Raw genomic sequence first — 580 nt, forward strand, 5'->3', positions numbered from 1 at the left:
GTCCTCGGGATCTACAGTCGTGTATACGCGCCAGGGCCTGCACCAAACACCCGCACCCGCCGAAGACGCCACCGCGCGAGGCGAACCGCCCCAGGCCGAGCGCCCCTCCCCTGCCGGAAACGCCACCGAGTGAGTCGGCCCGGCCTGCACCGAGCACCCGCCCCCCACCGATCACGCCACCGCGCGAGGTGACCAGCCCAGGACCAGACACCCGCCCCCTGCCTAAGACGCCACCGCGCGAGGTAACCCGCCCTGGACCAAGTACCCGTCCCCTGTCAGAGACACCGCCGAGTGACTCGGTCCGCCCTGGACCGAGCACCCGCCCCGCTGCCAGAGACTCCGTCGGGTGAGTCGGCACGGCCCCGCACCAAACACCCCTACGCCCCTCCCCCCGCCGAAGACGCCACCGAGAGAGGTGGTCCCGCCCCGACCCAAGCACCGGTTCCCCCACCGGAGACACCCCCGAGCAAGACAGCCCGCCGTACACCGAGACCCCACCCCTGGTACCCGCCCCGGGCCCGCACCCCCGTCGGGTTCCCCGCCAGGTAGGCCCACCCCCCCCCCCCCCCCACCACGTTTA

It is taken from the genome of Streptomyces sp. NPDC058469 (assembly GCF_042721125.1).
Classification (GTDB): domain Bacteria; phylum Actinomycetota; class Actinomycetes; order Streptomycetales; family Streptomycetaceae; genus Streptomyces.